The organism is Flavobacterium cucumis (assembly GCF_900148835.1).
GTDB lineage: Bacteria > Bacteroidota > Bacteroidia > Flavobacteriales > Flavobacteriaceae > Flavobacterium > Flavobacterium cucumis.
Map to the genome: position 1 here is coordinate 89695 of NZ_FRYK01000003.1, position 25933 is coordinate 115627.

General features: G+C 33.3%; 32 protein-coding genes. 13 read left to right on the forward strand and 19 right to left on the reverse strand.

Annotation, left to right across the window (positions count from 1 at the left end; genetic code table 11):
• The first annotated feature begins 76 nt into the window (after nucleotides 1-76).
• The 5 genes from BUE95_RS09210 (at nucleotide 77) to BUE95_RS09230 (ending at nucleotide 6951) form a co-directional block, all read left to right on the forward strand.
• On the forward strand, nucleotides 77-748 hold the full coding sequence (locus BUE95_RS09210) for a hypothetical protein (protein ID WP_143165263.1): 672 nt from the start codon (nucleotides 77-79) through the stop codon (nucleotides 746-748).
• A complete protein-coding gene (locus BUE95_RS09215) occupies nucleotides 745-1416 on the forward strand; it encodes a TIGR02117 family protein (protein ID WP_073583716.1) in 672 nt (223 codons plus the stop codon). Before BUE95_RS09210 ends, BUE95_RS09215 begins: the two co-directional genes overlap by 4 nt.
• Nucleotides 1417-1542: 126 nt before the next feature.
• Nucleotides 1543-3396, forward strand: coding sequence for a DNA topoisomerase IV subunit B (locus BUE95_RS09220; protein ID WP_026726247.1), 1854 nt, complete (start codon nucleotides 1543-1545; stop codon nucleotides 3394-3396).
• Between the two features lie 106 nt (nucleotides 3397-3502).
• Nucleotides 3503-3877 carry a GxxExxY protein gene (locus tag BUE95_RS09225; protein ID WP_073583718.1) on the forward strand — a complete coding sequence of 125 codons (375 nt, stop codon included), beginning with the start codon at nucleotides 3503-3505 and terminating at the stop codon, nucleotides 3875-3877.
• Between the two features lie 365 nt (nucleotides 3878-4242).
• On the forward strand, nucleotides 4243-6951 hold the full coding sequence (locus BUE95_RS09230; RefSeq protein WP_084530263.1) for a DNA gyrase/topoisomerase IV subunit A: 2709 nt from the start codon (nucleotides 4243-4245) through the stop codon (nucleotides 6949-6951).
• A 33-nt stretch (nucleotides 6952-6984) separates the two neighbouring features.
• Here the strand turns inward: BUE95_RS09230 and BUE95_RS09235 are convergent, their stop codons facing one another.
• The 3 genes from BUE95_RS09235 to BUE95_RS09245 are packed head-to-tail and all read right to left on the reverse strand — an operon-like array spanning nucleotide 6985 to nucleotide 8874.
• A complete protein-coding gene (locus tag BUE95_RS09235) occupies nucleotides 6985-7554 on the reverse strand; it encodes a hypothetical protein (protein ID WP_143165264.1) in 570 nt (189 codons plus the stop codon).
• Nucleotides 7551-8036 (reverse strand): RNA polymerase sigma factor, encoded by a 486-nt coding sequence (locus BUE95_RS09240; RefSeq protein ID WP_073583722.1) that lies wholly within the window; start codon nucleotides 8034-8036, stop codon nucleotides 7551-7553. The genes BUE95_RS09235 and BUE95_RS09240 overlap by 4 nt, the downstream gene beginning before the upstream one ends.
• A gap of 1 nt (nucleotide 8037) precedes the next feature.
• Complete coding sequence (locus BUE95_RS09245; protein WP_073584182.1) at nucleotides 8038-8874, reverse strand: alpha/beta fold hydrolase; 837 nt, start codon at nucleotides 8872-8874, stop codon at nucleotides 8038-8040.
• A gap of 126 nt (nucleotides 8875-9000) precedes the next feature.
• Between BUE95_RS09245 and BUE95_RS09250 the strand changes: the two genes are divergently transcribed.
• Both BUE95_RS09250 and BUE95_RS09255 read left to right on the forward strand, forming a co-directional pair.
• Complete coding sequence (locus BUE95_RS09250; RefSeq protein ID WP_073583724.1) at nucleotides 9001-10674, forward strand: formate--tetrahydrofolate ligase; 1674 nt, start codon at nucleotides 9001-9003, stop codon at nucleotides 10672-10674.
• Between the two features lie 123 nt (nucleotides 10675-10797).
• Nucleotides 10798-11265: a hypothetical protein gene (locus BUE95_RS09255; protein WP_143165265.1), complete on the forward strand. Its 468-nt coding sequence runs from the start codon at nucleotides 10798-10800 to the stop codon at nucleotides 11263-11265.
• Nucleotides 11266-11395: 130 nt separating this feature from the next.
• On the opposite strand, the gene BUE95_RS09260 is transcribed toward BUE95_RS09255, so the two are convergent.
• The 9 genes from BUE95_RS09260 to BUE95_RS09300 form a co-directional block, all read right to left on the reverse strand.
• Nucleotides 11396-12169 carry a TerC family protein gene (locus BUE95_RS09260; protein WP_073583728.1) on the reverse strand — a complete coding sequence of 258 codons (774 nt, stop codon included), beginning with the start codon at nucleotides 12167-12169 and terminating at the stop codon, nucleotides 11396-11398.
• Nucleotides 12170-12201: 32 nt separating this feature from the next.
• Nucleotides 12202-12588 (reverse strand): DNA topoisomerase IV, encoded by a 387-nt coding sequence (locus BUE95_RS09265; protein WP_073583730.1) that lies wholly within the window; start codon nucleotides 12586-12588, stop codon nucleotides 12202-12204.
• A 140-nt stretch (nucleotides 12589-12728) separates the two neighbouring features.
• Complete coding sequence (locus tag BUE95_RS09270; protein WP_073583732.1) at nucleotides 12729-12962, reverse strand: DUF6095 family protein; 234 nt, start codon at nucleotides 12960-12962, stop codon at nucleotides 12729-12731.
• On the reverse strand, nucleotides 12962-13426 hold the full coding sequence (locus tag BUE95_RS09275; protein ID WP_073583734.1) for a hypothetical protein: 465 nt from the start codon (nucleotides 13424-13426) through the stop codon (nucleotides 12962-12964). Before BUE95_RS09275 ends, BUE95_RS09270 begins: the two co-directional genes overlap by 1 nt.
• A gap of 11 nt (nucleotides 13427-13437) precedes the next feature.
• Nucleotides 13438-13905, reverse strand: coding sequence for a hypothetical protein (locus BUE95_RS09280; RefSeq protein WP_073583736.1), 468 nt, complete (start codon nucleotides 13903-13905; stop codon nucleotides 13438-13440).
• Nucleotides 13906-13911: 6 nt separating this feature from the next.
• Nucleotides 13912-14730 (reverse strand): N-acetylmuramic acid 6-phosphate etherase, encoded by an 819-nt coding sequence (gene murQ / locus BUE95_RS09285; protein ID WP_073583738.1) that lies wholly within the window; start codon nucleotides 14728-14730, stop codon nucleotides 13912-13914.
• 4 nt (nucleotides 14731-14734) lie between these two features.
• Complete coding sequence (locus BUE95_RS09290; protein ID WP_073583740.1) at nucleotides 14735-15115, reverse strand: PH domain-containing protein; 381 nt, start codon at nucleotides 15113-15115, stop codon at nucleotides 14735-14737.
• A 66-nt stretch (nucleotides 15116-15181) separates the two neighbouring features.
• On the reverse strand, nucleotides 15182-15916 hold the full coding sequence (locus BUE95_RS09295; protein ID WP_073583742.1) for a ZIP family metal transporter: 735 nt from the start codon (nucleotides 15914-15916) through the stop codon (nucleotides 15182-15184).
• On the reverse strand, nucleotides 15916-16680 hold the full coding sequence (locus tag BUE95_RS09300) for an SAM-dependent methyltransferase (protein ID WP_073583744.1): 765 nt from the start codon (nucleotides 16678-16680) through the stop codon (nucleotides 15916-15918). Before BUE95_RS09300 ends, BUE95_RS09295 begins: the two co-directional genes overlap by 1 nt.
• Nucleotides 16681-16827: 147 nt before the next feature.
• On the opposite strand from BUE95_RS09300, the gene BUE95_RS09305 reads away from it, so the two are divergent.
• The gene (locus BUE95_RS09305) at nucleotides 16828-17991 is read left to right on the forward strand and encodes a THUMP domain-containing class I SAM-dependent RNA methyltransferase (protein ID WP_073584184.1); all 1164 of its coding nucleotides are present in this window, start codon (nucleotides 16828-16830) and stop codon (nucleotides 17989-17991) included.
• Nucleotides 17992-18094: 103 nt separating this feature from the next.
• Entirely contained in the window at nucleotides 18095-18328 is a 234-nt protein-coding gene (locus BUE95_RS09310) for a hypothetical protein (RefSeq protein ID WP_073583746.1), read from the forward strand.
• Nucleotides 18329-18411: 83 nt separating this feature from the next.
• On the opposite strand, the gene BUE95_RS13570 is transcribed toward BUE95_RS09310, so the two are convergent.
• The 5 genes from BUE95_RS13570 to rlmD form a co-directional block, all read right to left on the reverse strand.
• Nucleotides 18412-18591: a hypothetical protein gene (locus BUE95_RS13570; RefSeq protein ID WP_143165266.1), complete on the reverse strand. Its 180-nt coding sequence runs from the start codon at nucleotides 18589-18591 to the stop codon at nucleotides 18412-18414.
• 61 nt (nucleotides 18592-18652) lie between these two features.
• Nucleotides 18653-19219 (reverse strand): outer membrane protein, encoded by a 567-nt coding sequence (locus BUE95_RS09315; RefSeq protein WP_073583748.1) that lies wholly within the window; start codon nucleotides 19217-19219, stop codon nucleotides 18653-18655.
• A gap of 1 nt (nucleotide 19220) precedes the next feature.
• A complete protein-coding gene (locus BUE95_RS09320; RefSeq protein WP_073583750.1) occupies nucleotides 19221-19928 on the reverse strand; it encodes a DUF6048 family protein in 708 nt (235 codons plus the stop codon).
• Nucleotides 19909-20439, reverse strand: coding sequence for a DUF6452 family protein (locus BUE95_RS09325; RefSeq protein ID WP_073583752.1), 531 nt, complete (start codon nucleotides 20437-20439; stop codon nucleotides 19909-19911). The genes BUE95_RS09320 and BUE95_RS09325 overlap by 20 nt, the downstream gene beginning before the upstream one ends.
• Before the next feature lie 151 nt (nucleotides 20440-20590).
• Entirely contained in the window at nucleotides 20591-22003 is a 1413-nt protein-coding gene (gene rlmD / locus BUE95_RS09330) for a 23S rRNA (uracil(1939)-C(5))-methyltransferase RlmD (RefSeq protein ID WP_073583754.1), read from the reverse strand.
• A 123-nt stretch (nucleotides 22004-22126) separates the two neighbouring features.
• On the opposite strand from rlmD, the gene BUE95_RS13910 reads away from it, so the two are divergent.
• The 4 genes from BUE95_RS13910 (at nucleotide 22127) to rocD (ending at nucleotide 24835) form a co-directional block, all read left to right on the forward strand.
• Nucleotides 22127-22402 (forward strand): hypothetical protein, encoded by a 276-nt coding sequence (locus tag BUE95_RS13910; protein WP_317041532.1) that lies wholly within the window; start codon nucleotides 22127-22129, stop codon nucleotides 22400-22402.
• A 39-nt stretch (nucleotides 22403-22441) separates the two neighbouring features.
• On the forward strand, nucleotides 22442-22825 hold the full coding sequence (locus BUE95_RS13915; RefSeq protein ID WP_317041535.1) for a DUF1003 domain-containing protein: 384 nt from the start codon (nucleotides 22442-22444) through the stop codon (nucleotides 22823-22825).
• Between the two features lie 30 nt (nucleotides 22826-22855).
• A complete protein-coding gene (locus tag BUE95_RS09340) occupies nucleotides 22856-23392 on the forward strand; it encodes a DUF1697 domain-containing protein (RefSeq protein WP_073583756.1) in 537 nt (178 codons plus the stop codon).
• 150 nt (nucleotides 23393-23542) lie between these two features.
• Nucleotides 23543-24835, forward strand: a complete 1293-nt coding sequence (gene rocD / locus BUE95_RS09345; protein ID WP_073583758.1) for an ornithine--oxo-acid transaminase — start codon at nucleotides 23543-23545, stop codon at nucleotides 24833-24835.
• Between the two features lie 30 nt (nucleotides 24836-24865).
• On the opposite strand, the gene BUE95_RS09350 is transcribed toward rocD, so the two are convergent.
• Both BUE95_RS09350 and BUE95_RS09355 read right to left on the reverse strand, forming a co-directional pair.
• Nucleotides 24866-25639: a superoxide dismutase gene (locus BUE95_RS09350; protein ID WP_073583760.1), complete on the reverse strand. Its 774-nt coding sequence runs from the start codon at nucleotides 25637-25639 to the stop codon at nucleotides 24866-24868.
• An 11-nt stretch (nucleotides 25640-25650) separates the two neighbouring features.
• The gene (locus BUE95_RS09355; protein ID WP_073583762.1) at nucleotides 25651-25932 is read right to left on the reverse strand and encodes an acyl-CoA-binding protein; all 282 of its coding nucleotides are present in this window, start codon (nucleotides 25930-25932) and stop codon (nucleotides 25651-25653) included.
• Nucleotide 25933: the final 1 nt, after the last annotated feature.

The window sequence follows — 25933 nt, forward strand, 5'->3', positions numbered from 1 at the left end:
ATAAAGAAACCGTTGAAAGCTTTTCAGCGGTTTTTTTGTGGCACAAAATTTGCCTTTGGAATCAAAACAAACTATCATGAAAAATCTCTTAATTTTATCGGCAATAATGCTATTTTATGCTTCTTGCAAAGAACGAGCAGCAGAATACCCTATTGGTAACACATATTATTATCAAGAACCACAGCCTATCAATGATTCAGAGTTAAATTCAATTCCAAATAAATATTTAGGATTGTATGTAAATGAAGATTCCATCTATTTGAATGTTTCCAAAAAAATGATTGCTAAAGAAAGTTTTTTTAAATTTCGAATCCATAAAAATAGTTTAGATTCAATTGCTGATGAAATTGTGAGCGATAATGGTAAATATAGGTTCAAAAATGAAACGACTTTTTTAGAAGATAAAATTATTGGAGATTCTATTGAATTTTCAAAAAAGGAAATAGATACTTTTTTTATCTTTTCTGATAAACAAAAAGCGAAACGGATTAATGGTAAGTTGGTTATAAGTGATAAAGATTCCATTTATTGGCAATCTAAATTGGTTTATTTGAATAAAGATAAATTGGTAATTAAGTATTTGTATTCGGATGATGATTTAAGAAAAATGGATTCTATAACTAAAGTAAAATCCAAACAGTTAGATTCGACAACGTATGTGATTTTTCCATCAAGATCTGAATTTAAAAGATTTTTTGAAGTTAAAAACTTTGGTTATGAATCAAAATACAAGAAAATTGCAAAATGAAAATTATCAAAAAGCTGCTGAAATACATAGTGATTTTCATTTTATCATTGGTCACGTATTTGTTAATCGTAACGTTATTGTCTTTTATTTCTGTAAACGAAGATTTGGTTGAAAATCAAAAAGAAATTCCCATTTACATTCTAACAAACGGTGTGCATACCGATATCGTTTTGCCAATTAAAAATGAACATCACGATTGGTCAAACCAACTCAAATTTGAAGAAACAAAATCAAAAGATACTACGTATCAATATGTAGCTTTAGGCTGGGGCGATAAAGGTTTTTATTTAGAAACACCAACTTGGGCAGATTTAAAAACAAGTACAGCTTTAAAAGCGGTTTCAGGATTGAGTTCGTCAGCAATGCATGTAACGTTTTATAAAAATTTGAAAGAGAATCAATCTTGCAAAAAGATTCAAATTTCGTTAGAAAATTATAAAAAGTTAATTGCATTTATTAACGAATCTTTCCAAATCAAATCAGGCGATTTCCTAAAAATTGAAACCGATGCCGTTTACGGAAAACACGATGTTTTTTACGAAGCAAACGGAAGTTATTCATTATTTTACACTTGCAATTCTTGGGCAAACCAAGCCTTAAAAGCAGCCAATCAAAAAGCTGCTCTTTGGACAATTTCGGATAGTGGAATTTTTAGACATTATGAGTAATTAGAAAGTCTTTTTTCTTAACTCTTTTTTCTATCTTCTTAACCATATTTTGTCAATAACTTCTCGGTTTTTCGCTTCTAAACTTTGGAGATAAATGCTATATTGCACAAAATCCAAAATCTGTCTATGTTAGAGCAAAATCAATATACCGAAGACAACATACGTTCGCTCGATTGGAAAGAGCACATTCGTATGCGTCCGGGTATGTATATCGGAAAATTAGGTGACGGTTCATCGCCTGATGATGGTATTTACATTCTGTTAAAGGAAGTAATGGACAACTGTATCGATGAATTCGTTATGGGTGCCGGAAAAACCATTGAAGTCACTATCAAAGATAAATTGGTAACCGTTCGCGATTACGGTCGAGGCATTCCGTTAGGAAAAGTAGTCGATGTAGTTTCCAAAATGAACACAGGAGGAAAGTACGATTCTAAAGCCTTTAAGAAATCTGTTGGTTTAAATGGTGTCGGAACAAAAGCCGTGAATGCGCTTTCAAATTATTTCCGTGTAGAATCCGTTCGTGATAACCAACAAAAAGCAGCCGAATTCTCAGCTGGAAATCTAACACTTGAAGAAGATATTCAAGAAACTACTAAACGAAAAGGAACCAAAGTTTCTTTCGTTGCTGATGATACGATTTTCAAAAATTACAAATACCGAAACGAGTACATCATTAAAATGCTCAAAAACTATTGTTATTTGAATCGTGGTTTAACGATTTATTACAATGGTGAAAAATACGTTTCGGACTATGGATTGAAAGATTTATTAGAAGAAAATATTTCGGCAGAAGATATGGTATATCCTATCATTCACTTGGAAGGAGACGATATCGAAGTCGCAATTACGCACAGTAAATCTCAATATTCTGAAGAATACCATTCGTTCGTAAATGGACAAAACACTACACAAGGAGGAACCCATTTAGGTGCTTTTCGTGAGGCGATTGTAAAAACCATCAAAGAGTTTTACAACAAACCTTTCGAAGCTTCTGATATTCGTAAATCAATTGTGTCTGCAGTTTCGGTTAAGGTTGAAGAACCCGTATTCGAATCACAAACGAAAACTAAATTAGGTTCTACCGATATCGGTCCAAATGGTCCAACGGTTCGTACGTTTGTAAATGATTTCATCAAAACGAATTTAGATAACTTCTTACATAAAAATCCAGAAGTTGCCGATGCGTTACTTCGTAAGATTTTGCAAGCCGAACGTGAACGTAAAGAACTTTCAGGAATTCGTAAATTAGCTAAAGAACGCGCTAAAAAAGCAAGTTTACACAATAAAAAATTACGTGATTGCCGTGTGCATTTAACCGATGCTAAAAATCCTAGAAGTTTAGAAAGTACGCTTTTTATTACCGAGGGAGATTCGGCTTCGGGTTCGATTACCAAAAGTCGCGATGTAAATACACAAGCGGTTTTCAGTTTACGTGGAAAGCCCTTGAATTCGTATGGAATGACGAAAAAAATCGTGTACGAAAACGAAGAATTCAATTTATTGCAGGCCGCATTAGACATTGAAGAATCGATGGAAGATTTGCGCTACAACAACATCGTAATCGCAACTGATGCCGATGTGGATGGGATGCACATTCGCTTGTTGTTGATTACGTTTTTCTTACAGTTTTTTCCTGAGTTAATCAAAGACGGACACTTGTATATTTTACAAACGCCTTTATTTCGTGTGCGAAATAAAAAGGAAACGATTTACTGTTACAGTGAAGAAGAACGCGTTAACGCCATCGAAAAACTAAAACCAAAACCAGAAATCACCCGATTCAAAGGATTAGGGGAGATTTCGCCAGATGAGTTTAAGCATTTCATAGGGCAAGACATTCGTTTAGATCCTGTCATGTTAGATAAAGCCACCACGATTGAAACCTTGTTAGAGTTCTACATGGGTAAAAACACCCCAGACCGACAAGAGTTCATCATCAACAATTTGAAAGTGGAGTTGGATGTGGTAGAGAAGTAAGCGTAGCACAAAGTTTCACAATGTAAGGCACAAAGTCACTCAAAGGAATTTTAAGCATTGTGAAACTTATTGAAAAACATAGTGTAACATTGAGATATGATAAAATATGACTGAAGAAAACGAAATAAGCCGAATAATTTTAGATTGTGCCTACAAAGTTCATACAAAGTTAGGTTCAGGATTGTTGGAAAAAGTGTATAGAGAATGTTTAGCTTATGAGTTAACAAAATGCGGATTAGAAGTTAAACAAGAATGTCCATTTCCAGTTATTTATGAAGATATAAAAATGGATTGTGGTTACCGAGTAGATATTCTAGTAAATAATAAAGTTATAGTTGAATTGAAAGTAGTTGAAGATTTTACTATTGAACATACTGCTCAATGTTTAACTTACATGAAACTATCGGAATGCAGATTAGGATTGCTTTTAAATTTTTATAAGAAATCATTAAAAGACGGTATAAAAAGATTAATATTATAACATTGTTTTTTGGTACACAAAGTATCACAATGTAAAGCACAAAGTCACACAAATTAATTTTAAAACATTGAGTTACTTCGTAAAAAACTTTGAGAATCATAGTGCTAAAAAAACAAAAAAAAACAAAGTAGAAATATAAACATTGTGAAACTTAGTGTAAACTTTGAGTAACATAGTGATACAAAAACATGAAAGAAGTAGTTGTTGATTGTAATATCAAAACCAAGAATTCCACAATCACTGTCTACGGAATTGAATTCGGTTAAGTATAGAATTAGATATTTGTAATTATTACAGAAAAAAGAATAAATTTTAAACATTGTGAAACTTTGTGTAAACTTTGAGTAACATAGTGCTACAAAATCATGAAAGACGAAGAAGATAACATCATCCCAGAAGACGACAATTTAGAGCATCAAGACCAGCCTCAAAAAGAGGAAGGTTTTGAAGATATTCATTTGTCAACGGGACATCATTTTTACGAAAACAACGAAAATCCAGAGGATACCATTACGAAAGTTACAGGAATGTACAAGGATTGGTTCTTGGATTACGCTTCCTATGTAATTTTAGAGCGTGCCGTTCCTGCGATTGAAGACGGTTTTAAACCGGTACAACGTCGTATTATGCATTCCATGAAAGAGTTGGATGACGGTCGTTATAACAAAGTGGCGAATATCATCGGACACACCATGCAGTATCATCCACACGGAGATGCGAGTATTGGCGACGCAATGGTGAACATCGGACAAAAAGATTTGTTGATTGATTGTCAAGGAAACTGGGGGAATATTCTAACCGGTGACGGAGCCGCAGCTCCACGTTACATTGAAGCACGGATTTCAAAATTTGGCCACGATGTGTTGTTCTCGCCAAAAGTTACCCAATGGCAATTGAGCTACGATGGTCGTAAAAACGAACCGATTCATTTACCCGTAAAATTCCCATTATTGTTAGCGCAAGGTGGTGAAGGTATTGCCGTAGGTTTATCGACTAAGGTTTTACCTCATAATTTCATTGAGTTAATTGATGCGTCAATTAAAATTTTAAAAGGAAAACCATTCACTTTATTCCCAGATTTTCCAACAGCCGGAATTGCCGATGTTTCTAACTATAATGATGGAATGCGAGGTTCTCGTGTTCGTGTGAGAGCTAGAATTGCACCTTTAGATAAAAATACGTTGGTGATTACCCAAATTCCATTTTCAACCGATACGACCAAATTGATTGATAGTATCTTGAAAGCCAATGAAAAAGGAAAAATCAAGATCAAGAAAATTGAAGACAATACCGCTGCTGAGGTTGAAATCTTAATCCATTTACAACCCGGAACTTCACCAGACAAAATGATTGATGCGTTATATGCGTTCACCGATTGTGAATTGTCTATTGCGCCTCTAGGTTGTGTGATTGAAAATTGCAATAAGCCTTTATTTATTGGCGTTTCCGATATTTTGAAGATTTCTACGAATCGTACTTTGAATATTCTAAAACGCGAATTGGAAATTCAATTAGACGAACTTGAAGGCAAGTGGCATTTTGCGAATTTAGAAAAGATTTTCATTCGTGAAGAGATGTATATCGACTTCAAATTGTATTCGGATAGAGATTCGCTTTACAACTACATGTACGACCGATTTGAGCCTTTCAAAACCATTTTAATCCGCGAAATTGAAGACGATGATTTGCAACGTTTGACGCAAATTCCAATGATTCGTATCACACGATTTGACTCGGATAAAGCTGACGATGCGATTGCGAAATTGGAAGCCGAAATCGAGCAAGTGAAATACCATTTAGATCATTTGATTGATTACGCGGTAGATTATTTCACCAATTTAAAAGACAAATACGGAAAAGGAAGAGAACGCTTAACCGAATTACGTAATTTCGATAATATTCAAGCGACGAAAGTAGTATTGCGTAACCAAAAGTTCTATGTGAATAGAGAAGAAGGTTTCGTAGGAATGGGCTTGAAAAAAGACGAATACGTGGGCGAATGTTCCGATATAGATGACATTATCGTTTTCTTACGCGATGGAAAAATGATGGTAACGAAAATTGATGATAAAAAGTTCATCGGTAAAGACATTATACACGTTGCTGTTTTTGATAAAAACGATAAACGTACCATTTACAACATGATGTATCGTGATGGTAAAAACGGTTCAACTTTTATCAAGCGTTTCAATGTTTCTGGGGTAACTCGTGACAAATTCTATGATTTAACACAAGAAAAATCAGGATCGATGGTGTCCTATTTTTCAGCGAATCCAAATGGAGAAGCAGAAGTGGTGACTATTTTATTGCGTCAAGTAGGAAGTGTGAAAAAACTGAAATGGGATGTCGATTTCTCTGAAATTGCAATCAAAGGAAGGGCTTCACGCGGAAATACAGTAACCAAACATCCAATCAAAAAAATAGAACTCAAAGAAAAAGGGATTTCTACACTACGTCCCAGAAAAGTTTGGTTTGATGATACGGTGCAACGTTTGAATGTAGATGGAAGAGGGGAGTTATTAGGCGAATTTAAACCCAATGACCGCTTATTAATTATCAATCAATCAGGAAAACTGAAAACGATAATACCAGAGCTTTCTACCCATTTTGAAGAAGATATGATTGTTTTGGAAAAATGGAATCCAAATAAACCGATTTCGTGTATTTATTTTGATGGCGAAAAAGAACGTTATTTTGTGAAACGTTTCTTAATTGAAAACGAAAACAAAGAGGAAATTTTCATAACCGAACACGAAAAATCACAATTGGAGATTGTAGCTACCGATTGGCGTCCAGTAGCGGAAGTTGTTTTTGCGAAAGTCAAAGGCGTTCAAAAGGAAAATCAGGTAGTCGATTTAGAGCAATTCATAGCAGTAAAAGGAATTAAAGCGTTAGGGAATCAATTAACTGCGGATAAAATTAAGCAAATCAATATGTTGGATCCTCTGCCTTATGAAGAAGTTTTGGAAGAACCAGAAATTCCAATTAACGATGCTACAGATGAAGGAAACGATATTCAAGATTTCAATATAGAATTAGACGACGACGGACAAATTACGTTGTCTTTGGAATAACGAAAAGCCTTTCAATTTGAAAGGCTTTTTTGCTTATTGGATATTTTTCAAAAACGCTAAAATTTCCATTTCATTTTTTAATTTTTTTCTTAAGAAAAAGGCAAAACCTATTAAAAATCCATAACCACTAACCACTAGGTATATGAAGAATGGAGTTGAAAATTCCGTTTTGAATGTTGGGATTAATAGTGAAAAGCCTAATAAGTAAACCATATAGATAATAGGAGTAACGACATAATGAATTTTTTTTCTCCACTCATAAAAAGCAGTTGCTTTTTTACAGTAATCAACTAAGGGTAATGAAGTATTTAGAGACTCAAATTTTCTTATACTAACCCCTTCAATTAGAATACGAATTAACATTGAGCTTATCATTAGTGCTAATCCTAATGTAAAAAAGGAAAAAGAATAGCTTCCTATCCAAATAAAATAGGTAATCAAAATTAATGTTGTGATGCCAATAATTACTAGAGTGCCAATGTGATTTAATTGTATCTTTTTGGAATGTTCTTCTGCCATTACAATCAATTCAGCTGTATTTTTTTTGTGATTTGAAATACTTTGGGCATTCCAAATATCTTGTAAATTTTCGAATGTTTTCATTGTTGTACACATTGAGTTAAATTTTTTTTGATTCGGTGAATACGAACTCGTAAAGATTCTTCTTTGATTCCTGTAACATCCGAAATTTTTTCATAATCAAATCCTTCTAAAATCATAAGGATAATTATTTTACCTGTTTCATCTAGTTTTTGAATGCAATCGTACATCTTTTTTAGTTGTACATCTTTTTCTTCTGAATAATTTTCCGAAGGAATTATGGGAAACGAATCGGTGTTAAATTCTTTCTTTGATTTTTTCTTTCTGAGATGTAACAAACAGGTGTTGACGGCTATTCTGTATATCCAAGTGCTAATGTTTGCTTCCTTTCGAAACGTATCTAGTTTTTCCCAAATTTTAATAAAAACTTCTTGAGAGGCATCGTCAGCAAGAGCAGTATCCCCTTGGAAGTAACCTTTACAAAGTCGGAATACTTTTGGATAGTGTTCTTGATAAATGATATTGAACTGTTGCTTTTTATCCACTTTAGTTCAGTGTTAGTTTGACATTTTTTAAAAACCATTCGGGTTGATCATACATTACAAAGTGAGCTGCATTTTCAGCATAATGTATGACTACACTTGGTAAATTTTCATATTGCTTGGTATAAGTGTTTTTAACCATTTCTAAGTTTGGAGATGATGCCGCTAAAATTACAACAGGAATTTTAATTTTTGCAATATCTTTTCTCAAATCTAAATTAAGCATATCGATATATCCATAAACATAGGTTTTTCTGTCGGCTAAACACATCCATTTGTTAATGGTTTCGTGTTTGTTTTTATTCAAGCACATATACGAAACGGATTGAGAATTCATAGAGTCGAATTCAGTCTTACTCATTTTAAGCATCGCATTGCTTTGTGGGTTATCATAAGGTATTTTTTCTCCCTTATAATTAGGAATCATTAAAGCAGCAGATCCTGGAAGCGCATCCACTAAAATTGCTTTTTTGAACATAGCTGTTTCGGTAGCAGCTAACCAAAGGCTTAGTGTTCCGCCTAAACTATGTCCCATCAAAGTGGGTTTTTCTAATTTTTCTTCTTTTACATATTTTATAATTTCCTCTTTAATGGTTGTTAGCCATGGTGTTTCGATTGGGGAAACATTCCCAAATCCAGCAAAAGTAAAAATGTGACATTCGTTAGTTTTTGATAATTCTGTAACGGTTTCTTCCCAAAGTTCGCCCGTACATCCAAATCCTGGGAACAATAAAATAGGTTCTCCTTTTCCTTTTACATTTACCGTAAATGCTTTTTGACCATTTGAAATTTGTGTAATAAAGACCATGGCTAATGCCATTAAAAATGATTGCGTTTTCATGTTGTTTTTGTTTAAATTTACCTTTTGATACATCATGTTTCAAATTGTTACATGATTTTATTGATTTTTATCATTTTTCATTCGAATTTAAAAATTTAACTTCGTCCTAAATTAATACATAACAACATGTCAACATTTCCATCAGATATTGAAATTGCGCAAAATGCAACGATGTCTCACATAAAAGATATTGCTAAAAAAATCAACATCTCAGAAGACGATTTAGAATTTTACGGCAAGTACAAAGCCAAATTACCACTACACTTACAACAAGAAAACCCAAAAGGGAAACTAATTTTAGTTTCGGCTATGTCGCCAACGAAATATGGAGAAGGAAAAACTACTATGTCAATCGGTTTGACGGATGGTTTGAATTACATTGGTAAAAAAGCGATTGCTGTTTTACGTGAGCCTTCACTTGGACCTGTTTTTGGTTTAAAAGGTGGTGCTGCTGGTGGTGGTTATGTACAAGTGTTGCCAATGGAAGACATCAATTTGCATTTTACTGGTGATTTTTCCGCAATTGAAAAGGCAAATAACTTGCTTTCGGCAGTGATTGATAACAATTTACAAAACTCGAAATATTCTTTAAATCTTGATCCAAAATCGATTGCATGGAAGCGTGTAATGGACATGAACGACCGTTCTTTACGTCAAATCATTATTGGAGTAGGAGCGAAAGCAAATGGAACTATGCGTGAAGATGGTTTCAATATTACTCCCGCTTCTGAAGTCATGGCGATTTTATGTTTGGCAAAAGATTTAGAAGATTTGAAATTTCGATTAGGAAATATATTTGTTGGGAAAACAGTAGATGGGAAAGCTATTTTTGCTAGAGATTTGAATGTAGTAGGAGCCATGGCAACTTTATTAAAAGACGCTATTAAGCCTAATTTAGTACAAACGATTGATGGAAATCCAGCCATTTTACACGGAGGGCCATTTGCTAGTATTGCGCAAGGAACGAATACGGCAATTGCGACCAAAATGGGCTTGTCATTAGGAGATTACGTAGTAACAGAAGCAGGTTTTGGAGCTGATTTAGGTGCTGAAAAATTCTTGCATATTAAATGCGAGCAAAGCGGTTTAAAACCCGATGCTGTTGTTTTAGTAGCAACAATTAGAGCCATTAAACATCATGCAGGTTTAGTAGCGGAAGATTTTAAAACGGAAAACGTAAGCGCAATTGAAAAAGGCTTTTGCAATTTGGAAAGACACATTGAAAACATGCAACAATTTGGATTGAATCCTGTGGTTTGTATCAATGCTTTTCCAGATGATACACAAGCGGAATATGATAAACTGAAAGAATTGTGTGCGACTAAAGGAGTTACTGCAATTGTAAGTACGGCCTTTGCTCATGGTGGAAAAGGTTCGGCTGAAGTGGCACAAAAAGTAATAGCAGAAATTGAAAAAGGAACTGCGAATTATAAACCGTTGTACCAATCTTCGGATTCTATTGAACATAAAATTAATGTAGTTGCCAAAACCATTTATGGGGCGAATTCGGTTGAGTTTTCTCCAAAATCGAAAACGCAATTGAAAATGATTAACGATTTAGGATTTGGTCACTTTTCGATTTGTATGGCCAAAACCCCAGCGAGTTTTTCCGATAATGAAAAATTAATCGGTCGTCCTGCGAATTTTGATATTACGGTTCGCGAGTTTGAAATTTCTTCAGGTGCTGGATTTGTGGTGCCGCTTTTAGGAGACGTTATGCGAATGCCAGGCTTACCAGCGATTCCCAACGCAGAACGTATTGATATTGATAACGAAGGAAGAATTACAGGATTGTCTTAAAAACAATAATTGATGAAATGCATTTTACTTTTATTTTTTGTATTTGCTTCCTCATTATATGGGCAAGACGCTAACACTTCAAAACTTTTACTAATTGATTCAATTTGTTCATCAATAAATAGTTTGAAACCAAATGAATATAAAACTTATCAAAGTTCAGGAATAATTAAAAAAAAGAAATTTGTGTTTTTTTATAAAAAGATTGGAAGTTTTCATATTGATGGTTTTTACATTAATGATAAACTTCTAAAAGTTGTTTACACGCACAATTTAAGTGAAAATGTTTTTAATGAAGTTTATTATTTCAGCGAGAATAAGATTATAAGATATGAGTGTACATCTTTAAAAAGTAAAACTTTTAATAAAAGCGAAGTTCTATCGAAAGCATATTTCGAGAATGATTTCTTAATTATTTTTAAGACAAATAATTTTAATAATTTTAATAATTTTAATAATTTTAATAATTTTAATAATTTTAATAATTTTAATAATTTTAATAATTTTAATAATTTTAATAATTTTAATGACTTAATAGTAGTACAAACCGCAAATCAATTAAAAAATGATTTTTTAGACTTTATTAAATTATAATATATCTTTATAGTAATACAAATCTAAACTAACCCTAATAGTAATAAAAATAAAAATGGTCACTAAGGTTTTCGAAGTCACCATTTTTTATTGTATTTTGAATAGGAATACTAACTATTTGTTCCGAATTCTAATTCGCTTTCTTACGCATTTTCATATTTATAAATTCTACAGCTAATGAAAAAGCAATAGCAAAATACAAATAGCCTTTTGGAACTGCACCTACATGTTGTCCAACTAGTTCGGCATTAGATAAGTGCATACTTTCCGTAATTAGCATAAATCCAATTAGGATTAAGAAGGCTAAACCTAAGATTTGAATTGATGGATTTGCGTTTACGAAATTTCCAACAGGTACGGCAAACAACATCATAACACCAACTGAAATTACTACTGCAGTAACCATGATAACTAATGCCCCTTCAATACCATTAGTCATTCCCACAGCGGTTAAGATACTGTCAACAGAGAAAATCAAATCGATAAGAAGAATTTGTCCAATAACACTTCCAAATGATTTTGTAGCTGACGTTTTTAATTCTTTTTCTTCTTCGCCTTTGTGATCTACCTTTTCATGAATTTCTTTGGTGCTTTTATAGATAAGAAATAATCCTCCTAATAATAAAATTAGAGCTTGACCTGTAATTTCAGCTGAGAACCAACCAAAATCAAAACTAAACCAAGGTGCTTTCATTGCAATTAAAATGGTGATTCCAAAAAGTAATGCGATGCGCATGAACATGGCTAAAAATAATCCAATTCGTGTGGCTTTTTTTCGCTTTTCTTCTGGTAATTTTCCAGTTACGATTGAAATAAAGATGATGTTATCGATACCTAAAATAATTTCTAAAAATGTTAGGGTTAAAAGGGCTATCCAAGCATCAGGGTTTAAAAATACTTCCATTTTATTTATGTTTTAAATCTTGTTATACGGGATTAATTTGTTTTTGTTACGGTACCGCGTTGTTTTTTTGAATCGCCCACAAAAGAATATTCAAAAGTGTAAGTATTGTCTTTGGTTGTCAAAATTTTCATTTGAATTGCCTTTCTTTCTTCGCGGTTTTTTGGGTTGATGTTTTGAATGATATATTCGCAATCGTTTGTCCAACGTACTTTAAAGGTGTCAATTTTTCCTTCATACATTTCGATTTGAATCGAATCGTTTCGTTCAAACGTACTCGTGAATTTTTTGCCTTCGATTTCGGTTTCGGATCTAAATTTTCCTGTTTTAAAATGGTTACAATTACGCTCTTGTTGGTAACATGAAGTTAGCAAGCTAAGGAGTAGTAAACTGCAACAAGAATATAGTGTTTTTGATTTCATATTTTAACTTGTTATTGCATAGCGTTTCACGGACTTCTTTATCTCTTATTTTATGTTGCGAGCGCTACACAGATACGTTTTACTAATTTGAGTTTTTTGAAGTTTCGACATTAAAAATGTTGTTAACGTTTCACCTATTATTACCCTTTTCTATCGCCATCAAACAAGCTTTTCACCATGGTATTAATTCCTTTGTAAATTAAAAAAATGGCTGCAAAAGCGATCACAATCCCTAAAGCCAATACGTAAGGATAATACGGATGTTTTTCGTTGGTAAATGCGTTATTAATAACGATTGGGCCAAGAAATAATAAAGGCAAAGCACCTCCGAGATATTTAATGCCTTTAACGAGTATATTTTTATCTGTAGCCATTAGAAATTAATTTGAAGTCCAAGACCATTAGAATTATTTACGATATTGAATTCGAAATTGTCGCCTAAACTTTTCTTTTGATCTTGTAAACCAGAATTATACATATCGATACTTTCTTGAACCATTTTCTTTTTTCCAGATAAAATAGGGATGGAAATCGCCATTAAACCAACACCTGCATAAGTAAGAGCACTCGGATATTTTACTTCTGAAGTTAATCCCATAACTAAATCAGCAACAGTTCCGCCTAAGCCCAAACCCAAAATAAAGCCTCCAACAGATTCTTTTGTTTTTGCTTTTTTGAAAACATGTAAAGCCTTTAAATCGGTTTCCATCGCTTTTTTAGTTTCAAAAGAAGATAATTGTTCTCCATTTTGAAAAATTTTCCCGTTTGTGTATTCTAATTTTTGTGCGAAAGATAACGAAAAGCTTACTATGGTAATTGTTAAAAAAAATTGTTTCATCTTGTATAGATTTAAAAATTTAATTGAATTCCAAAGCCACTATTGTTACTAACTATATTTAGTTCAAGAGCATTGTCAGAATTGTCTAATTTCGATTTTATATTTGCGTTGTAGGTATCAACACTCTTATTCAAGAGTTTTTCCCTACCTGATAAAACAGGGATAGAAATAACAATCGCACCTAAGCCAATGAATGTTGGAGCTCCCGGGAATTTATAGTTATAGGTGTTTCCTCCAACAATTGCATCTGTTAACATAAATCCTAATCCAAATCCAAGCAATAAACCTCCAACGGTACTTTTGGTTTTAGCCGTTTTATAATATGCTAACGCTGTTATATCTTCAGCTAATTTTTCTTTAATTTCAGAATTAGTAAGTTTTTCTTCATTTTGATAAAAATCCCTATTTTTAAAAACTATTTCTTGAGAAAAAGAAAGTGAAAAGTTAAGTAGGGATAGTATTAAAAGTAAATATTTCATGTTTTTTTATTTGTTGTTATTATAAAAATTCACTGCATTTCTGACACTTCTGTGTGTTTCTAAAAGTTTTCCAGCTTCTTCATAACTCACTGGAATTTCTTCCATAATCATCCGAGTTCCTCTGTCGATTAATTTGGTGTTACTCAATTGCATATCTACCATCTTATTGCCTTTTACACGTCCTAGTTGAATCATGGTTGTAGTCGAAATCATGTTTAAAACTAATTTCTGAGCCGTTCCTGCTTTCATGCGAGAACTTCCGGTTACGAATTCTGGACCTACGACCACATCAATAGGAAATTTTGCCGTTTTTGATAACGGACTTTCCGCATTACAACTAATACTTCCTGTGCTGATGTTGTTTTGATTACACATTTCTAAACCGCCAATTACATAAGGTGTGGTCCCTGAAGCGGCAATTCCAACCACAACATCGTTTTCATTGATGTGCCATTGTTGTAAATCTTTCCAAGCTTGTTCTCGGTTGTCTTCGGCAAATTCTACGGCTTTTCTTATTGCTGTATCACCACCTGCAATAATTCCGATAACCCAATCAAACGGAACTCCAAATGTAGGGGGACATTCTGAAGCATCGACTATTCCTAAACGTCCCGAAGTTCCAGCGCCTATGTAAAACAAACGACCGCCTTGTTTCATTTTCGATACAATTTCAGTCACTAATTTTTCAATTTGAGGCAATGCTTTTTCAACAGCTAACGGTACGGTCCTATCTTCCTTGTTAATATTTGCCAACAAATCCTTCACCGACATTTTTTCTAAATGTTCGTAATTGGAAGTTTGTTCGGTGGTTTTGGTGAAATTCATGCGATTATTTTAAAACATGATGTGCCAAAACATTTTGTACATCATATACATTAACAGATTTATTAAATTGTTTCACCACACTTGGATGTGCTTCGCTAGAAACCCAAATTTTTAATTCTGCTTCTAAGTCGAAAGTGCCTGCCGTTTCTACACTAAAACGCGAAATACTCTTGTAGGTAATAGATTTATATTCAATTTTACTGCCAGTAATTCCTTGCTTTTCAATTAATATTAATCGTTTATTGGTGAAAATAAAGGTATCGCGAATCAATTTGAAACCCAATTCAATTTCTTCACCTGTGATTAGTAATTTGCCGTAATCTTTCATTAAAGTTTCTTGATTTACAGCACCTGCATTTCCAAGTAAGGCAGAAAAAATTCCCATGTTTATTAATTTAAATGTTTTTCAAATTTAAGTAAAAACTACTTATTTTTTTGTTGCAAAGTAATATTAATGCGAATGTCCCATCTCCATCAAAAATGCCAATAAAAATCCTATGACAATCATGGTGATTTTTGCCAAATTGAATTTATGGCCTTCATTACTTTCAAAAATGATGGTAGAGGAAATATGAAATAAAATTCCCACTACTATAGCCGAAATTTCTTTAGCGTAATGTTGAGCAAAATGCATTTGTTCAGCTAAAAACGTACCTATAGGAGTCATCAAGGCAAAAGCAAACATAAAAGCAAAAACCATCATTTTATTCATTTTCGCATTCACGAAAAATAACGTTAAAATAATAGCGATAGGTAAGTGGTGCACCGCAATTCCGTATGCTAAGTTGTGATTATTGTGAATAGGGAACCCTTCTAATAGGGCATGGAGACATAAACTGATGAACAACAACCAAGGGATCTGATGCAATTCATTGTGTTCGTCGGTATGCACGTGAACATGACCGTGTTCGGCTCCTTTTGAAAAAAATTCTAATAAGATTTGGAATAGAATTCCTATCATGATGAAAACGCCTACTGGTAAAGTCTCATGATGGGATTCTCCTTCGTGAATATGGTGATGCCCTTCACTGAATAATTCGGGGAGTAAGTGTAAAACAGTTAACGAAAGCAAAAATGCACCACTAAAAGCCAATAACAATTTGATGTTTTTCTTTTTTTGTGGTTTTAAAAGTAACGCGAATAAAAAGCCAATAATTACGGCCGAAAAAGTAATGATATATTGCATTATTTAAAAATCATGATTAAACGTTCCGATTGGTTTTTATAGAATTTTCGCAATTTGTAATCGCCAAATATGTCTAAGAGATAAATGCCTGCCTCCTCCATTATTCTTTCAAAATCTTCCAAACGAAGGGCTTGCACTTTTTCTGTAAAATGAAATTTTTCTCCGTTATCTTCGAATGAAATTTCTTTAAAAATGTGATCGTCTTTGTAATAGCGTTGGATGTGAAAATCAATTCCATCCACTGATTTTATTTCATCAGCCACTAAATTTTCTATTACATAATCCACATTCATGAAGTCGATTACTCCAAAACCGGTTTCGGTTAAACTGTTATGAATGGCTTTGATAGTTTTGTAATTATCGGCATTGTCTTCGAAATAGCCAAAACTGGTAAATAAATTGAATATGGCATCGTATTTTTCGTTACAGGTTTCGCGCATATCATGTACTTTGAAATGCAGCTTATCATTAGCAAACTCAGATGCTTCTTTGATACTGTTTTCTGATAAATCAACGCCAGTTACTTCAAATCCGAGCGAATTTAAGTAAATCGCATGACGTCCTTTTCCACAGGCTAAATCTAAGATTTTGGCATCTTCGGGAAGGTTTAAATAATTCGTCAAATTGTCCATTAACAATTGCGCTTCTTCGTCATTGCGTTCTTTGTATAAGATGTGGTAATATTGGGTGTCGAACCAAGATTCGAACCAGTTTGAAGTAGGTTGGTTGTTTTTAGTTTGTTGTTTGTTGTTGTTATCTGACATTTAAAACGAGATTGATATCTTTGAACTTGCAAATTTAGTGTATTTTTGCACGATAATTCAATTAATAAACACATTGATTTCTGTTTATGGGATCAATTGAAAAACAATAGTAAGGAAAAGGGAATTACTATTTTAAAAAAAAAGATAATGGAAAATTTTAAAATGACGGCTAAAACTTTTTTTGGTTTTGAAGAAATATTAGCCAAAGAATTACAACTTTTAGGTGCTCAAAAAATAGAGATAGGAACACGAGTGGTGAGTTTTATGGGGGATAAGGGGTTTATGTACAAAGCGAACTTGGCTTTAAGAACTGCTTTAAAAATCTTGAAACCCATTCACACTTTTAAAGCTTATAACGATAAAAGTTTATATGAGGGTATCAAAAAAATGGATTGGTCGGAGTATTTGAACGAACACCAAACGTTTTTAGTAGAAACTACCTTACACTCGGAGCATTTCAATCACAGTCAGTTTGTTGCGTTGAAAACCAAAGATGCCATTGTAGATCAATTTCGTGAGTTGAATGGCAAACGCCCAAGCATCGATAAGGATTTTCCTGATTTACAAATACATATACATATAGATCGAGACACCGTAACCGTTTCTTTGGATACTTCGGGTGCTTCTTTACATCACAGAGGGTACAGAAGTGCGACCAATATTGCGCCTATCAACGAAGTTTTAGCAGCAGGAATGTTGATTTTATCGGGTTGGGAAGGGAAAAGTCATTTCTTAGATCCAATGTGTGGTTCGGGAACTATTTTAGCCGAAGCAGCGATGATTGCTTGTAATATTCCAGCGAATATCAATCGAAAAGAGTTTGCTTTTGAGAAATGGACCGATTGGGATGCCGAATTGTTTGATAACATTTTAGAATCGTTATTAAAGAAAACACGTGAATTTCATTATACGATTAAAGGATATGACAAAGCGCCAAGTGCGGTTACAAAAGCAAAAGATAATGTTAGAAATGCCAATTTAGACGAATACATTACTATTACCAACGAAAATTTCTTCGATTCTAAAAAAGAAACCGAAGGTCCGTTACATATGGTGTTCAATCCGCCTTATGGAGAGCGTTTGGATATTGATATGGAGCGTTTTTACAGAGAAATTGGTGATACCTTGAAACAAAATTATCCAAATACCAACGCTTGGTTCATCACAGCTAATTTAGAAGCATTGAAATTCGTAGGTTTGAAACCGAGTAGAAAAATTAAACTTTTCAATGGTAAGCTTGAAGCACGATTGGTGAAATACGAAATGTATGAGGGTAGTAAGAAAGGAAAATATATGAATACTGATGAGTAAAGTGAAAAGTAAAAAGTGAAAAGTAAAAAGTGAAAAGTGAAAAGTGAAAAGTCATTTTAACGATTCAACAATTTATCGATTTAACAATTAAACATTATAAACAATGAATAAAAAAGTAAAATCATTCTTATATAACTTCTTAGGATTTAGTGTGTTTTATATTCCGGCTTATTTATTAGTCATGAATTATTCACACTTACAGGGATTGTGGATTGCAGGAACTGCTTTTATGGTGTCGTTGATTTTGGCTCCAAAATTTCAAGCCGTTAAAACCCATGATGGTGAAAAAATCTATATGAAGTGGCTTTTTATAAAAGGTGTGAAAGAAGTTGGATAGTAAAATCGCGAGTGTTGCACTGTCCCCAAATAGTGTCTAACTTTTTGGGGCAGTCTATGTAGGCTCTGGATTTTTTGTTAAGATTATTTTTTCTTATTATTGACATAAAGTGTTAATCCGTAGTAGGCTAATCCCATAAATAATAAATGCAATAGGATTTTTGGAAAGTTATAACTCGGATTTTCAAACAACAAGGCAATTGCCATATTGGCTAAAAAAAAGCTTAATAGGATTCGAATTCCAGTAATTCTTAAATATCTCATTTAATTATTTTAGCATTATTACAGTTATTGTAAGTGTATTTTCCAGCACTTACAGCTAATGTTAATTAAATTGGTATCCAACTCCAATCTTTAATAAATTTACATTAGTGTTGTATTTTGTTCTAGGAATTTCATCACCGACATTTAGTATGATATAATCATATTGAATTTGAACAAAAAGATTTTTCATCGCTATGTATTTTAAGCCAATATTAAAATCAATCCCACTTTGTGTATCACTTTTATTACTGATATCAAATCCATTATTGCTTCCTTTGTAATCAAAGATCATTGAAGTATATCCTAAGCCAATAAAAGGTTGAAATTTCTGAACATTAAATTCACCAAATATTTTAGGTTGAAGCATATAGTTGGTTACTTTATAATCTTGAAAGTAACTTTTGTTATCAAAATATAAAACCCCTCCATTGAATGCAACACCAACATTGATGACTTTTGAATTAATGAAACGGTATTTTAGACCAACATCAATTATGCTTTTATAATTTTCTGCAATAAAATTATTGTCAAATGGTATTGGATAATTTAATTCTATACTAAGTTTTGAATTTTGACTTAATGAATTTAAACTGAATAATATAGCAAGAACTAGAAATTTAATTTTCATTCTATTTTTTCTCGTTTGTCGTTTTATTCTTCTTGTAAATAGGAATGAAATAACTTAAGGTATAGTTAAATCCTGCTCCAAATTTTCCATCATACGTTCGGTTGTAACCAGGTATGAAAAGATTGTCAAATCCATCTGGTTTTTTGTTGGAAACCAAATAGTGTAATCGTACAGAGAAACCTAAGTATACATTGTTAAATAACTCCGCTTTGATACCACCGATAACTTCTAACCAACTTGCATTTAAGCCACTAAATTCTTCTCCTGAAAGAACAATATTTTCTCCGTAATAGTTGGTTGGGTCATAAATTTTATAGTTGTTCAAGGTGTGGCTGAAACTACTTACACCATATCGCATTCCTACATAAATCATGTTTTCCATGTCGAGCCAGTTTTCAAACGAGTTGTAATCAAAACCCACTTTAAAATACGTTCCTTTTGTGGTAAAGTTTAAACGATCATCGTCTACGGTTTTGTCTTCGTTTCCAAGTTCTCCAGCGATGTAAAAACGCTTGGTTAAACGATAATCTCCCACTACTTCAAAACCACGATAGTTTTTTTCGTAAAACGAACGGGCAATTTTATGTAAATCAGCACCCAAACGTAATCCATAGCGTTCAGGATACATAACTTTTGCAGTGTCTTTGGTTTGTGCATTTCCTAATAATGAAACACACAACAAGGTCAGACTAAAAATATATCTTAACATGTACTTCATTTTCGGTTTCTATATTAGGTTGAATTACTTCGATATTTTGAATCCAATATCCTGCAACAGGAAAAGCACTAGGGCTATTTTCAGTTGAGTTAAAAATTGTTTTGTAACCACATGCGCGAGAAATGTAAATATCTTCTTTACCATAAGTAAATGAAATTACATCATTATTTTCAGTAGCATCGCCGTAATTGAATTTAAAATCAAATTCAGAGATTTCAGCAAACGTTTTTAAAGGGATTGCAATTTTATTTCCGTTTGATAAATATCTAGCCTCATTTGTATCTTCTAAACTTTCATTAAATACAACACCTTCACCTGTTCCGAATTCTTCAACCCTAAGATTCGTAACATTCTTCAAAACAGTAGGATTACCGGCATCGTAAAATTCAATGATTAATCTTGGTGTTACAGGTGTTCCTTCGGCACAAATATCATCTTTTTCACAGTTCCAAAAAGAAAGTGATAAAAGCAAGGATAGGGTTATAAAAACTATTTTTTTCATAGATTTTTTATTTTACAACATAGATATATAGTTTTTCAAAATGAGTTGAGACGTGAAACTTTTCATAGTTTTCATAGCTTTGTGTAAATGAAATGCTATGTTTATCTCAAAAAAAAATGCTTTTCTATGTTTCTATGTGGTTTAAATTTAATTATCGTTTTTCTAAAAGAACCACGTTTTCCACATGATGCGTTTGCGGGAACATATCCACTGGGCGCACACGAACTACTTTGTATTTTTCGTCCATCAAAGCCAAATCACGTGCTTGTGTTGCTGAATTACAACTAACATACACAATTTTTGGTACATCCGTTTTTAATAACATTTCTACTACGTCTTTGTGCATTCCGTCTCTTGGAGGATCGGTGATGATAACGTCGGGTTGTCCGTGTTGGTTGATGAATTCGTCGTTGAAAACGTTTTTCATATCCCCAACATAAAACTCACAATTCGTAATGTTATTGCGTTCGGCATTGGCTTTTGCATCTATAATCGCTTCTGGAACGGCCTCTACACCAATTACTTTTTTCGCTTTTTTAGATACGAATTGGGCAATGGTTCCGGTTCCTGTATATAAATCGTAAACGGTTTCGTTTCCAGTTAATCCAGCAAATTCTCTCGTGATTTTGTACAATTCATACGCTTGATCCGAATTGGTTTGATAGAACGATTTTGCATTAATACTAAAATGCAAGCCTTCCATTTCTTCCAAAATGTAATCGCGCCCTTTGAACAAAATAATGTCTTGATCATACAACGTGTCATTCAATTTCTGATTGATAACATATTGTAACGACGTAATTTGAGGAAAACGCTCCACTAAGAAATTCATCATTAATTCGATGCCGTTTTTATCATTTTCAAAAAACTGAATCAACACCATAAGTTCTCCAGTTGAAGCGGTACGAATCATCAATGTTCGCAATAAACCTTCCACAGCTCTAGCATTGAAGAACGTTAAGTTGTTTTCGTTAGCAAATCGTTTAATTTCGTTACGAATTTCGTTAGATGGATCTTCTTGTAAATGACATTTCTCAATATCTAAAATCTTATCCCACATTCTTGGAATATGAAATCCAAGTGCATTTTTATTGTCAAATTCGGCTCCCGATTGAATTTCTGCATCGGTCATCCAACGCGCATTCGAGAAACCAAATTCCATTTTATTTCGGTAGAATAATTGCTTTTCTGAACCTAATATGGGCTCGAATTCTGGCAATTCAATTTTACCAATTCGCTTTAAATTGTTGTATACTTCTTGATTTTTATAGAACAATTGTTGGCTATACTTCATGTTTTGCCATTTACAACCACCACAAGCACCAAAATGGTCGCAAACCGGTTCAATTCTATGTTCTGAAAATTCATGGATTTTTATAGCTTTACCTTCGTAGTAGGCTTTTCTTTTCTTCATGGTTTGTACGTCTACCACATCGCCTGGCACTACATTTGGAAGAAATATTACTTTACCATCAGGAGCTTTAGCTACCGATACACCTTTTGCACCTGCATCAAGGATTTTTACGTTTTCGAATACGATTTTTTCTGTTCTCTTTTTTCCCATGAGGCAAAAATAAGAATTGTTGAGTGGATTTGATAAGATTTTTTTGATTTCTACTATTTTTAAAATTAATAGTTGTAGAATTCAATTGATTTAATCGTAAATTAGCTAAAATGATTTTGAATTATGAGAAGCAATACAACTTTTACAAGTGCTATTTCCAATATTGAATTTCCAGAAAAAGATAGAGTTTCGGGCAAAACAATTAGAACCTCCATTTTAAACTTAATTTTAGAAGATTTCCCTGATTTTGATGTGAATGATTCCATTTCTGTACAAGAATTGAATGTATATCGCGAAAAGTATATTTCAAAATTTTTACGAAGCGAAATTAGTCAATTATCAAAATTAGAAAAAGATGTAGTTCGGTCTTTAGGTGATGATACTTCATTTGTAGCTTAAGTAGAAGAGGAAGTCGATACTAGGAATTACGGTCAGATTATCGCAGATAAAGTAGCTTCTTTTGGCGGTAGTTGGACTTTTATCATTGCATTTTTTATTTTCATTTCGATTTGGATTGGTTCTAATGTGATTATTTTTACGAATAAAGAATTTGATCCGTATCCCTTTATTTTATTGAATTTGATATTGTCTTGTATTGCAGCATTGCAAGCACCAGTTATAATGATGAGCCAAAACCGTCAAGAAGAAAAAGATCGTGAACGTGCTAAGAAAGATTACATGATAAATTTGAAATCAGAGTTAGAAATTCGAATGTTAGATGATAAAATTGATCATTTGGTTATGCATCAACAGCAAGAGTTAATTGAAATTCAAAAAGTACAAATTGAAATGATGAACGATATTTTGAACCGAATTAAGTAGGAAATTCTATTTTTGCAACAAATTATTACCATGAAAACCCATTTAGCGCTACTTCGCGGAATTAATGTTTCCGGACACAACATGATTAAAATGGACGTTTTGAAAAAGCTTTTAGAAAGCGCGGGATTTCAAAATGTACGCACTTATATTCAATCGGGAAACGTTTTTGTAGATTCAGAAGAAGAACATGGCGCGAGTGTTGGGTTTAAAATCAAACAAGAAATTTTCAAAGAATTAGGGTTGGAAGTTCCTGTGGTGGTTATTAGTAAAGAAGATTTGGAAGCGTGTTATAAAAACAATCCGTATCTTATAGAAAAAGAGAGCGATACTAAGAAGTTGTATGTGGCTTTTCTTTCGAAAGAATTACAAGGAAGCGCCATCAACGACTTAAAAATTAGTCAATTCAAACCCGATGACGCTACGATTGATAAAAGCAGAATTTACATCAAATACGCAGTAGGAGCTGGAAAAACTAGATTAGATCAAAAATATATCGAGAAAAAATTAAACGTTGTCGCTACGATTAGAAACTGGAATACGGTTTCGACGTTATTGGAAATGTTTTAGTTGAGCGATGGAATTTGGAATTAGGGAGTTTGGAGTTTTTTCTTCCAGCATCCAACTTCCATCTTCCAACAAAATTTACTACTTTTGCTAAACGGTTGATTTCTCACCACTAAGAAGGAATTGCGATGTAACAATCAACAACAAAATTTTATGTCAGTTTTAGAAAAAATGTCCCAAAACTTAGGGACGGCTGAAGCAATTGCATTGGAAGAAAAATACGGTGCACACAATTATCATCCACTGCCGGTTGTTTTGAGTAGAGGAGAAGGCGTTTATGTTTGGGATGTAGAGGGAAAGAAATATTACGATTTTCTTTCGGCTTATTCTGCGGTTAATCAAGGACATTGTCATCCAAAAATTGTGGGTGCCATGGTGCAACAAGCCCAAACGTTAACGTTAACATCAAGAGCATTTTACAATGATAAATTAGGTGTTTACGAGCAATTTGTAACCCACTATTTCGGATTTGATAAAGTTTTACCCATGAACACAGGAGCTGAAGCAGTAGAAACGACTTTGAAATTGTGTAGAAAATGGGCTTACGAGCAAAAAGGAATCAATGAAAACGAAGCACAAATTATCGTTTGTGATGGTAACTTCCACGGAAGAACTACTACGATTATTTCGTTTTCAAACGATGAAAATGCGCGTAAAAACTTCGGACCTTATACAGCAGGATTTATTAGTATTCCCTATGATGATATTGAGGCTTTAGAAAAAGCTGTGAATTCATCAAAAAATATTGCAGGATTCTTAGTAGAACCTATTCAAGGTGAAGCTGGTGTTTATACGCCATCAGAAGATTTTATTAAAAGAGCTAAAGCAATCTGTCAAGCCAATAACGTTTTATTCATTGCTGACGAAGTACAAACAGGAATTGCAAGAACGGGTTCGTTATTAGCGGTTTGTGGAAATTGTACTTGTGAAGCAAAATGTGAAAAACAAGAAACGTATACCCAACCTGATATTTTAATTTTAGGAAAAGCATTATCAGGCGGTGCTTATCCTGTTTCGGCGGTTTTGGCAAATGATAGCATTATGAATGTGATTAAGCCAGGACAGCATGGTTCTACTTTTGGAGGTAATCCAGTAGCAGCTGCGGTGGCTATGGCTGCTTTGGAAGTTGTGGCTGAAGAGAACTTAGCTCAAAACGCTAGAAAATTAGGTAAAATATTTCGTGACGAATTGGGTAAATTCATAGAAACTTCAAATATTGCTACTTTGGTAAGAGGAAAAGGATTGTTGAATGCCGTTGTTATTAACGACACTGAAGAAAGCGACACTGCTTGGAATATTTGTGTACGTTTAGCGGAAAACGGTTTATTAGCAAAACCAACTCACGGAAACATCATTCGTTTTGCTCCGCCGTTAGTAATGACAGAAGAACAACTAAGAGATTGTGTTGCGATTATCATTAATACTTTAAAAGAGTTTGAAAAATAAAAAAAGTCCCGATTTCGGGACTTTTTACTTTTATATTTTAGATAAAGCATCTTCATATTTTGAATTGATAACGTTCCAATCAAAAACATTAAAAATCGCTGTTAGGTATTCGTTTCGTTTGTTTTGGTAATTAAGATAATAGGCATGTTCCCAGATATCAATAGCAAGTATGGGAGTTCCTTTAATTTCTGCATTTGGCATCAAAGGATTGTCTTGATTAGCGGTACTTGTAATCGCTAGTTTTCCGTCTGGAGTAACGATTAACCAAGCCCATCCACTACCAAATTGATTGGATGCGGTTTCCGTAATTTTTTTCTGAAATTCATCAAAAGAGCCAAACGCTGTTGTTAACGCATCGTTTAATTTTTCTTCTGGATTTCCACCACCTTTAGGATTTAAGATCTCAAAAAATAAGTTGTGGTTGTAGTACCCTCCTGCATTGTTTCTAACGGCACTGTTTTTTGGATCCAATTTGGTTAGAATTTCCTCTATAGTTTTTGTTTCTAAATCGGTTCCCGCTATTGCTTTGTTTAATTTATTTGCATAACCTAAATGATGTTTTGAATAATGAATTTCCATGGTTTTGCCATCAATGAAAGGTGCTAAATCATCATATGCATATTTTAAACCTTTCATTTTAAAAATACCCCCTTCATCTACTTTAACATCTGCAGGATTTCCATAAACAGAATTAGTTATGGGTGTTTCTGGATCAGGAATTTTGACTTCAATTAATTCATTTTCCTTTTTACAACTCAGTAGGGTTGTAGTAATACAAATTAAAATTAATAATGTCTTTTTCATAGTAATGGTTTTCAGAGGTTACGTTCTATCATTAAGTTATTAATAATCTTGATGTATTCGGTTTTTGCTTCGTCAGGAGTAAGATGTTTAACTTGCATCCATGCGTTTAATTTAAATGCATTTCTTAAGTCCTGAGGATTTTGAAATAGTAACGGATTTGATGTTTCTGATGTTGCTTGTTTATAAAGACCATATAATACTAGTTGCATGTCTTGTGGCACAGATTCTTGAGGAATTAACTGTGCATTAGCAAATGCTTCGTCAAACAAAGTATTTATATCCTTATTGTTCATT

Excerpts from the sequence above, each read along its gene's own strand:
- BUE95_RS09355 (WP_073583762.1), bottom strand. The coding sequence starts at position 25,932 with ATGAACAATAAGGATATAAATACTTTGTTTGACGAAGCATTTGCTAAT.
- BUE95_RS09275 (WP_073583734.1), bottom strand. The coding sequence starts at position 13,426 with ATGAAACAATTTTTTTTAACAATTACCATAGTAAGCTTTTCGTTATCT.
- BUE95_RS09340 (WP_073583756.1), top strand. The coding sequence starts at position 22,856 with ATGAAAACCCATTTAGCGCTACTTCGCGGAATTAATGTTTCCGGACAC.
- BUE95_RS09265 (WP_073583730.1), bottom strand. The coding sequence starts at position 12,588 with ATGAAATCAAAAACACTATATTCTTGTTGCAGTTTACTACTCCTTAGC.
- BUE95_RS13570 (WP_143165266.1), bottom strand. The coding sequence starts at position 18,591 with ATGAGATATTTAAGAATTACTGGAATTCGAATCCTATTAAGCTTTTTT.
- murQ (WP_073583738.1), bottom strand. The coding sequence starts at position 14,730 with ATGAATTTCACCAAAACCACCGAACAAACTTCCAATTACGAACATTTA.
- BUE95_RS09300 (WP_073583744.1), bottom strand. The coding sequence starts at position 16,680 with ATGTCAGATAACAACAACAAACAACAAACTAAAAACAACCAACCTACT.
- BUE95_RS09350 (WP_073583760.1), bottom strand. The coding sequence starts at position 25,639 with ATGAAAAAGACATTATTAATTTTAATTTGTATTACTACAACCCTACTG.
- BUE95_RS09220 (WP_026726247.1), top strand. The coding sequence starts at position 1,543 with ATGTTAGAGCAAAATCAATATACCGAAGACAACATACGTTCGCTCGAT.
- BUE95_RS09295 (WP_073583742.1), bottom strand. The coding sequence starts at position 15,916 with ATGCAATATATCATTACTTTTTCGGCCGTAATTATTGGCTTTTTATTC.
- BUE95_RS09260 (WP_073583728.1), bottom strand. The coding sequence starts at position 12,169 with ATGGAAGTATTTTTAAACCCTGATGCTTGGATAGCCCTTTTAACCCTA.
- BUE95_RS09245 (WP_073584182.1), bottom strand. The coding sequence starts at position 8,874 with ATGAAAACGCAATCATTTTTAATGGCATTAGCCATGGTCTTTATTACA.
- BUE95_RS09315 (WP_073583748.1), bottom strand. The coding sequence starts at position 19,219 with ATGAAAATTAAATTTCTAGTTCTTGCTATATTATTCAGTTTAAATTCA.
- BUE95_RS09305 (WP_073584184.1), top strand. The coding sequence starts at position 16,828 with ATGGAAAATTTTAAAATGACGGCTAAAACTTTTTTTGGTTTTGAAGAA.
- BUE95_RS09210 (WP_143165263.1), top strand. The coding sequence starts at position 77 with ATGAAAAATCTCTTAATTTTATCGGCAATAATGCTATTTTATGCTTCT.
- BUE95_RS09225 (WP_073583718.1), top strand. The coding sequence starts at position 3,503 with ATGACTGAAGAAAACGAAATAAGCCGAATAATTTTAGATTGTGCCTAC.
- BUE95_RS09270 (WP_073583732.1), bottom strand. The coding sequence starts at position 12,962 with ATGGCTACAGATAAAAATATACTCGTTAAAGGCATTAAATATCTCGGA.
- rlmD (WP_073583754.1), bottom strand. The coding sequence starts at position 22,003 with ATGGGAAAAAAGAGAACAGAAAAAATCGTATTCGAAAACGTAAAAATC.
- BUE95_RS09235 (WP_143165264.1), bottom strand. The coding sequence starts at position 7,554 with ATGAAAACATTCGAAAATTTACAAGATATTTGGAATGCCCAAAGTATT.
- BUE95_RS09290 (WP_073583740.1), bottom strand. The coding sequence starts at position 15,115 with ATGGGAATTTTTTCTGCCTTACTTGGAAATGCAGGTGCTGTAAATCAA.
- BUE95_RS09325 (WP_073583752.1), bottom strand. The coding sequence starts at position 20,439 with ATGAAAAAAATAGTTTTTATAACCCTATCCTTGCTTTTATCACTTTCT.
- BUE95_RS09280 (WP_073583736.1), bottom strand. The coding sequence starts at position 13,905 with ATGAAATATTTACTTTTAATACTATCCCTACTTAACTTTTCACTTTCT.
- BUE95_RS13910 (WP_317041532.1), top strand. The coding sequence starts at position 22,127 with ATGAGAAGCAATACAACTTTTACAAGTGCTATTTCCAATATTGAATTT.
- BUE95_RS09230 (WP_084530263.1), top strand. The coding sequence starts at position 4,243 with ATGAAAGACGAAGAAGATAACATCATCCCAGAAGACGACAATTTAGAG.
- BUE95_RS09320 (WP_073583750.1), bottom strand. The coding sequence starts at position 19,928 with ATGTTAAGATATATTTTTAGTCTGACCTTGTTGTGTGTTTCATTATTA.
- rocD (WP_073583758.1), top strand. The coding sequence starts at position 23,543 with ATGTCAGTTTTAGAAAAAATGTCCCAAAACTTAGGGACGGCTGAAGCA.
- BUE95_RS09310 (WP_073583746.1), top strand. The coding sequence starts at position 18,095 with ATGAATAAAAAAGTAAAATCATTCTTATATAACTTCTTAGGATTTAGT.
- BUE95_RS09250 (WP_073583724.1), top strand. The coding sequence starts at position 9,001 with ATGTCAACATTTCCATCAGATATTGAAATTGCGCAAAATGCAACGATG.
- BUE95_RS09215 (WP_073583716.1), top strand. The coding sequence starts at position 745 with ATGAAAATTATCAAAAAGCTGCTGAAATACATAGTGATTTTCATTTTA.